This is a genomic window from Pseudomonas sp. BW16M2 (assembly GCF_014268865.1).
GTDB lineage: Bacteria > Pseudomonadota > Gammaproteobacteria > Pseudomonadales > Pseudomonadaceae > Aquipseudomonas > Aquipseudomonas peradeniyensis.
On sequence record NZ_JABWRI010000059.1, the window covers coordinates 1 to 8,030 of the forward strand.

At 58.4% G+C, this 8,030-nt stretch carries 5 protein-coding genes and 1 pseudogene; all 6 read left to right on the forward strand.

The window, feature by feature from the left end; genetic code table 11:
• A pseudogene (locus tag HU735_RS26675) lies at positions 1-819 on the forward strand (type VI secretion system tip protein VgrG); the annotation flags it as partial.
• Entirely contained in the window at positions 816-1,694 is an 879-nt protein-coding gene (locus HU735_RS26680; RefSeq protein ID WP_186716463.1) for a DUF4123 domain-containing protein, read from the forward strand. The pseudogene HU735_RS26675 and the gene HU735_RS26680, both read left to right, overlap by 4 nt.
• 9 nt (positions 1,695-1,703) lie before the next feature.
• Positions 1,704-4,322 (forward strand): T6SS effector BTH_I2691 family protein, encoded by a 2,619-nt coding sequence (locus HU735_RS26685; protein ID WP_186716464.1) that lies wholly within the window; start codon positions 1,704-1,706, stop codon positions 4,320-4,322.
• Positions 4,322-5,518, forward strand: a complete 1,197-nt coding sequence (locus tag HU735_RS26690; protein WP_186716465.1) for a DUF6708 domain-containing protein — start codon at positions 4,322-4,324, stop codon at positions 5,516-5,518. The genes HU735_RS26685 and HU735_RS26690 overlap by 1 nt, the downstream gene beginning before the upstream one ends.
• Before the next feature lie 88 nt (positions 5,519-5,606).
• Positions 5,607-7,166 (forward strand): hypothetical protein, encoded by a 1,560-nt coding sequence (locus HU735_RS26695; protein WP_186716466.1) that lies wholly within the window; start codon positions 5,607-5,609, stop codon positions 7,164-7,166.
• 2 nt (positions 7,167-7,168) lie between these two features.
• A complete protein-coding gene (locus HU735_RS27220) occupies positions 7,169-7,972 on the forward strand; it encodes a DUF6708 domain-containing protein (protein ID WP_238349908.1) in 804 nt (267 codons plus the stop codon).
• The last annotated feature ends 58 nt before the right edge of the window (positions 7,973-8,030 follow it).

The window sequence follows — 8,030 nt, forward strand, 5'->3', positions numbered from 1 at the left end:
GTCATCCAGTACGTCAACGCCGATCCCGACCAGCCGATGATCACCGGGCGCACCTACTGCGGCAACCAGCGGCCGCCCTACGAACTGCCCAAGCACCGCACGCGCATGACCATCAAGAGCAAGACCCACAAGGGGCAAGGCTTCAACGAGCTGCGCTTCGAGGATGAGCTGGGGCAGGAAGAGGTGTTCATCCATGCGCAGCGGGATCAGAACAATGTGGTCAAGCATGATGAGACCACGCAGGTTGGCAATGATCGCTCTGAACGAGTCGGGCGAGATGAACAGATCACTCTCGGCCGCAACCGTAGCGAGGAAGTGGGTAATGACGAGCATCTGGTAATCGGCAGAGATCGTCATGAGCAAATTGGCCAGGATGACACGCTGGAGGTCGGTCGCCACCGCACCATCATTACCGGCCAGGATCGCACCGAACAGGTCGGCAATCATCGCTATGACAAGACCACCGCAAATCACTCGGTAGAGGTTGGCGGCAATCTGGAGCAACAGGTGGCCGGTCATGTCGCGCTGAGGGCCGGACAAGCCATTCGCCATGAAACCCAGGTCATTGAACTCAACGTATCGCAAAGCCTTGTCATCAAGGCACCAGGAGCGACGCTACGTCTCGACGCAAGCGGCATGACGCTCGACGCCATCGCGATAAACATCAAAGGCCCGGTAACCCAGACAGGGGTGGGCGGTTCACGCCAACTGGCGATCAACGCGACCCCGGAGCCTGGGGAAGCCATCTGCGTCAGCTGTTTGCTCAAGGCCATCGCAGAGGGTCGGAATGTCGTTCGCATGGAAGGGGAAGGCGAATGAAAGGTACCTTCTACGACCGGCTATTGGCTCCCTTGTATCAATCGGAGCGCTATCGGCTATCCACCCTCCTCGAACTGTCACGGCTTGACGACGAACAGCTGGAAAAGCTCGGGCAGCGAAAAGAGGTGTTGCACTCACTGATGCCGCAGAAGGCGCTCAGCCATTTGCAGCAGGTCGGTACTGTCCTGTGCGCTCCAGACGCCAGCGCTCGTTTGCAGGGCCAGTCCGACTTTTTCTGGCAGCTCACCGACCTGTGCAAGGATGCCATCTGTGGCTGGATCGTCAGCGCGCTGCCGGCCAAGGACCTGGCCGCACATCTGGCACAGGCCAACACCCTTCTGGCCCCAGACGGCCATCGCTACCTGTTGCGCTATCACACCGAGCAGGGCCTGCGTGTGCTGCACGCTCGTCAGGATCTACCCGACATCCTCGACTGGCTAGCCCCTATCCATACCTGGTGGGTGCCCTACCCCGATGCCGCCCGGCAACTCTGGTACGACTTTTCCGGCGGCGACCAGCCTGAGGTCAGAGCGCTCGATGGCCTCAGGCTTGATCAGGCCTGTTGGCAGTCGCTGGCAGGAGATGCACTGGCGTATCAGCTTGCTGACCGACTCAAGCACAACCTGCGCGCGAGCGGCAAACCTGAACAATGTCATGTTGTTCGCCTGGGCCTCGCGCAGAGGCTCCTGGCCTTTGCACGTGAATCAGGCCTCATACGGCAGGAAGACCAGATCACCTATGTGACCTTCATGGCGCTGCTGGGTGAGGGCCTGACGAGCGATCCCGTCTGGCAAGCCGCCATAAATGACGCCCTCGACAAGCAAACGTCGCTTGTCGAGTCGGTAAAAACCCACCTGCATGAACAGCTTCGCTGAGGACATCGGATGTTCGACTTCAACAAATTGCTCGAAATCACTCGGCAGAACTGCGAGGCCCTGGAAGCCCCCTTCGCCAGCGGGCCCGCCGTCCATTGCACGCGCACCTTCACCATCCTGCCCCTGCGCTATGCGGCCGTTGGCGGCACTACTGGCCAACGCCTGCGCTTGCCCAGCCTGCCCGATCACCTGCGCCACCCCTACAGCGTTGCCACGCTCCAGCATGCCGACTATGCCATCCGGCCACTGCGCCAAGGCTTCCTGTACGTCATGGAGAAACGCAAGCGCAGCGGGCAGCACAGCCTGCACCCGCCCTATCGCATTGCGGCGAACGGTTCATTGTCGCTGGTTGCCCCCGGGCAGTCCGAGCCGGACGCCACAGACGCCCACACCCTGCGCGATATGATTCGCAACACGGCCTTGGCGTTCAACGTCCATGACCTCGAAGACCTGGCTGAGCTGCGCCTGTTCTACAGCCCCGACCCGTTGACCGAAGCGGCCCAGCAGCAACTGCTGCGTCGACGCGACAGGCTGCCGGCCGTGGATGTCGCCGCCTTCACCGGCCTTGGCTGTCCGACACCCAGGCCTTATGTGCTGCGCCATGACCAACTGGATCTGGTCGCCGATTTCGCTGCGGAAACCGACAGCTCATTGCGCAAGCTGCTGGACAACCAGCTGTTCAGTGAAACCAGCGTCCACTCGCTGACGGCGGCCCGGTACATGCTGGGCCCGGTTGCCGGCAAACCCGAAGCTCGTGGTATCGCGGTGGTGGTGGAGGATGCCATCGGCATCACCCAGCAACTCAATGCCTGGCGCAACGCGGGCATGGAGCACCTGAAGGATTGGCTGGAAGCCACGGAGTCGGTCGCGGGAAAACCCGGCCCCAGCAACGAGCGCAAGGTGCTGGTCGCCCAGGCCTTCACCGAACTGCATCAGCAATTCAGTGAGCGCAAGGTCGCCGCGCTGGTCGACCGTCACAAAGAGGCCATGCGCGCCCACCTCGCCGGTGCCGATCAGGGCGCCAACCCGCAGATGGCCGCCTGGTGGGCGCAGGCCAAGGAAGGCATTCTCGATACCGCAGGCGCACTCAGGCGCCAGGACCTTGAGGCCCGGGCGAACAACGGCGAGTTTGCCCGGCAGTTCGAAACGCGCTACCTGCCACACGTCGACCTCAAGGCCATGCACGACCAGCTTGCCTGGTTCGAATCCCACGGCCTCGAGGCGCAGCGCCTGGCCGACGTGAGGGCCGACGACCATCTCGTCTGGCTGCAATCTGAGCAACTGCTCGCGGCCCTGGCCTACTACGACGAGAACGACCTGCGCAGCGGCCTGTGCTTCGCTCACCAGACCGGGCTCAGCGTGGTCGGCATGGAGGGCGTGTCGGCCGGGGCACGGCTGCTCGCCCAGTGGTGGCATGCCGACACGCTGACGCCCGACAACCTGGCCCTGCGTTCCTTCGTCTTCAACCAGCGCGCCATTGCCGAGGTGCTGGAGCAGACACGTCAGACACTGCAAGCACTGCCGCCGGAATACGATCACTGGCAGCAGGTAGACACCTCGCTCAAGTACGCCAAGGAACTCGCCTCGCAGTTCAGCCGGGTGGACGGCCACCTCGACCAGCTGGCCCAGCACAGCGCCCTCAACACCGCCGGCGCCTTGGCCTGGCTGGGTCAACTGGGGCGCCAGAGCCTGCAGGCCGGCGCCCCCGGCAACATGGATCGCCTGCTGTACCGGCGCCTGGGCACCTACCTCATCGCCTCGCTGGGCGAGCAAGCCCTCAACCTGCGCCTGAGCGAACACGCACTCGAGGGTGACACCCCCTCGCGAGGACGGGTGGCCGCCCCCATGGTCCGACGCCTTGATCGCGCCTATGTGGAGACGTTGCAGGGCGCTCATGCTCATTCGTTCTATCGGCTTCGGCTGGCCAGTGGGCTGCTCCTGCTGGAGGCGGGGCTGCTCCTGTTGCAGGGGCAGCGGGATGACAAGGACCGGCGTTTCTGGAGCGAGGTGGTGGCCGCTGGATTGGCCAGTGCGGCGGCGGGGTTCGAGCTACTGGCGGTGGGCACGGAACAGACCCTGCTGGGCGTCGGGCGGAACAGCGCGATTGCGCGGGGAGCGGACATCAGCCTGGGGCGTTATCGGCTATGGGGGGCGGGATTGGCGACGGTGGGTGGCGTTGTCAGTATTGCGTGGGACGTTTCAGATGCCGAAGAAGCAAAAATCAGATCCAAATCAATGCTTGCCGCAGCATACAGGACAAGAGCAGTATCTACGATCGCCCTAATTCTGGGGCAGGGAGGAATTGCGTTTTCACAAGCGAGTGCGTTTTTCCATTGGCTATCAATGAGTGCCAATCAAACATGGAAAAGCAGCTTATTCTCCACTTTTTCCACACTCTCCGCAGAATTGGCAGCCAACCGTGCCGCCATGATGTTTCTGAGTCGCTTGAGCTGGATAGGCGGCGCCATTGTGTTGGCCACCACTATAACCTTACTCATTATCGATGACGACGCATTAGAGAAGTGGTGTAGCAAATGCTGTTTCCGCCTTAAACCATCAGACAAAGGATACATAAAGGACACCGAAGAACTCAAAGCGTTGTTTAATGCCATGAGCGAGGTGATCTAATGTATTTTATTGAGTGGTTCGCATGGCTGGCAGCCATACACCCTAAAGAGAAACGCGAAGCCTTTAAAAGGCAGAACAAAACAATCAGGAATAGAGGGGTGTATGAGAGCGAAGACGAAGAATACGTTGCAGCCGCAAAAAAATCAGTATGCGAAACCCCAAAGAGCCGTGGCCCAGTCTACGTGTACAACGAGCATGTGCTCGAAATGCGCTGCGGCATGTGGGAAGACAAACGTGGCTTGATCACCATCCTTTCCCTTACAGTCATAGCGGTAATCACATTCGAGTTCTATTTCACCACTGATTCCATTAAGAAATTAATCGCATTGACCTACAACTATCAAGGTGAACCGTATGGGGAACTCCTAGTCACCACAATTTTCTTTCTCTGCTTGGACCCATGGCTCTTATGGCTTTACCTAAAGTATGGTTTTCGTTTCACACGTTTTGAAATGTTCACGTCACGCCACTTGTTGATACGCTTCAACCGTACCACTCAACAGGTCTACCTTCATCGTCCTGTCTACTGCGGTGGGATCGTCACGCTGCCGTGGAACGGCGTATCGTCCAGCGGCTCTGATAAAAAGTATGCTCCACCGGGTGGTATGGGCATGCCGCTGGAACTCACATGGTCGCCCGTGTTCACTGGCACGCTACGTCCCGAACTGATCTGGGTAGGCAAATCGGCCAACAATTTCACGGAGCTTCAAGCCGAATGGGAGTTTATCCGTCGCTTCATGGATGAAGGCCCAGAGGGACTACCGCCCCCCCACATCACCTCGCATTTCCCTTGGCCCTGGCAAGCCTTCACACCTCAGTTCGAAGGCCTGACCCACTACTTCCGCAGTTCCTCACGCGTCCTCAAGTGCGGTCTGGTGCTGCTCTCTCCTGCCTTCCTGATCATCGGAACAGGCCACTGGCTGAGTCTCCTGCTGTGCTGGAAGCCTCGCTGGCCCAAGATCATCCGTGAAGCCGGCCTGCCGGGAAAACCCGTCCCGGCAGTGACCACCGTTGACGATTACCCACCCCATATCCAGGAGAGGCTGCGGGAAAACGCCTACCTCTGGGCCATACGCCCAGGCAAACGGCCGGAGAGGAAACCCCGTGCCTCTAAACGTCGGCCCAAGAGCCCAAGTCAAATTCCTGATATCGAGAAGGATGCGCCCCATGAGGTCGACAGTATCGATCAGCCGTAGAGATCAGGCTGATCCCAGTCGGCATGGAGGATGTAGCATCCAGGGGACGATCACTCGCCCAGTAACGGCTTCCATCGGCGCCCGGCAGATGATCGGCTACGTGCACAGCGCGGCGCTGCTGCGTTTTGCCGGGCAGCACATGACGCAGCTCGTCGTGCCGCTCAGGGCGGGCGAATACCTGAAGCTGCTCAACGAAGGCCTGCAGGCGCGCACCGATGCGCTGCGGGGCCAGCTGGACCAGGCCTTTCGCAAACCCGCCGCGCACAAGGTCAACGCCATGCTGCTCAGCGGCGCCATCACCGCGGCGGTGTCCGGCAAGCACGGCAAGGTCGTGGAACTGGTGCTCTGGACTATGGAGAGCGCCGAGGATCTGCAGGCCCGGTTGCAGCACCTGCAGGCCAGCGCGGGTACCGGCGCTGGCGAGGCGTTGCGCAGCGTGCGCATAGGGGCAGACAGCCTGCAATACCAGGCCGCCCACAGCCTGCGCCTGCTCAGCCTGAGCGCGGAGCAGACCCGCGCCCTGGCCCGTGAGGCCATGGACAACCTGCGCAGTGGCTTGTCTGGCCTGGGGCCGGGCCGTGCGGACTTGATGTTGAGCCTGGGTGGGTTGTGGTTTCAGCAGGACAGCCTGCGCAGGAATCATGACGCGCTGACCGCGATCCCAGGCAATGCAGAGGCCGAAGCGTTGGCAGCGGTCTGGTCGTCGTCCATTGGGGTTTTGGGGTTGAGTATTGAGGCGACAGGGAAAGCGATCGAGATATTGCGGCCTGCCCGGGTCGCCGTGACGGCGGGCTCGACATTGATGCAGGGGACGCAACTTGTGAGGTACGGTGGTGCAATCGCGGCCGTGGCCGGATTTGCCGATAGTGCCAACTATGTATTAGCGGCTCAAAGAACAGCCTCCCAGGGAGATAACCCATCCACAATATCCTATTATATTGCCGGAGGACTTGCATTTCTCTCAGCAGGTGCAGGTGTAAGCACACTTTACTTTGGCACTGCTTTCCTAGGGCCTGTAGGGTTTGCACTAATACTTGCACTTTCGGCCTACACGTTTGCTTCGATAGCTAAAAAAGATGAATCGTCCCCACTGGAAATCTGGGCACGCCAGTCCAGATGGGGGCTACCCGATTCGAATCGCGAGTGGCAGACCGCCGATGAAAGTGACAACTCCATAGGTGCTCTCAATGCAGCCCTATTGGGTATTACTGCGCACGTTTCAATAGACATAACATTCAAAGAAACACACCCACCAAAAACGATAGAGCCGTTCGTCACGCTGAGGGACAGCTTCTCGGCTCCACTCGAAACACGTCTGAACTACACAATAACCATTCCTAACTTTGTTCACGGACAGGCAAGATACGAATGGACGGTGGTAGTTTATTCACCGGGTAGAAACACAGTACCGACCGTGTACTCGGGAGACAGCGACAAGGCAAAAACCGAGCTGCATGAGAGCACCGGTAGTTCAGAGGACAGTTCTCGCCAAGGAAAGACTCTAAGAATAGAAGGGAGTACACCAACCGCAGATTTCAAAACTATCGACGCCTTTGAGTTAACAGTCAGCTATTGGCCCGACAAGGACGACACCACAAATTTCGCGAAATTAGTAAAAAAACAAGACAAACTGGACGTAAGGGGATAAAAATGAAAAAACCTATCCTGGTTCCTCCATGCTCAGGCTGGAAAGAGGACTTCCATCCTCCATTCACCTCTTCCAATGTCGCACCATCCCCCACACTATTAAGTGCAAACTACCAAGACGACACCTACCTGGAAGTATCACGACATTCAATAAGTGCTCGAGAGATACTGTTTGTGCTAGCACTAGCCACTATTCCAGTTCTTATCCTGATCACTTACGCAGTAGTCGATAGCGCAATATATAGTCTGTACAATCTTATGCTGGCCGGAATCCTTACACTACTTGCAGGCATATGGCAGACAACTTTATTCCTTCGCGCAGCCAGCATGCCCCCGCGCGATGAACCAATACGTTTCAACCGTGCCCGCCAAAAAATTTACGCCTACAATTTCAATTTCTGTTGGTGGAACCCCTTCATTCCATGGCCAATAAAAATCGTCAGCTACGACTGGAAGGATGTACGCGCAGAACGCTGGAGAAAACAAGCCGTAACCCATCAAGGCTCGCACCTCGTAAAAACAGGGATCATGCTGTCCATCGTGGAACCAGGCACCAACAACGTCATCGACCGGTTCCCTTTGAACAACTTATACGGTGAAGCGTCGATCTGGGCCTATATATGTACTTACATGCAACATGGCGTCTCCGCTGTTCCACCAGCCCCTCTCAATCGAGATCACAACGATCTCCTCTGGTGCCAATTCGCCATGCGTCTGGCGCCAGAGGTCAAGTGGCCTGAGGTGATTGATCACGAGTCGCGAACCAGCCCACAGTCCGTTCCACCTGTAAAGGTAGCGTTGTCATGACGCATGCTTTTGATCAGATCTTCAGTTACTGGCTCGACAAGGGTAATACCGCAGTTCT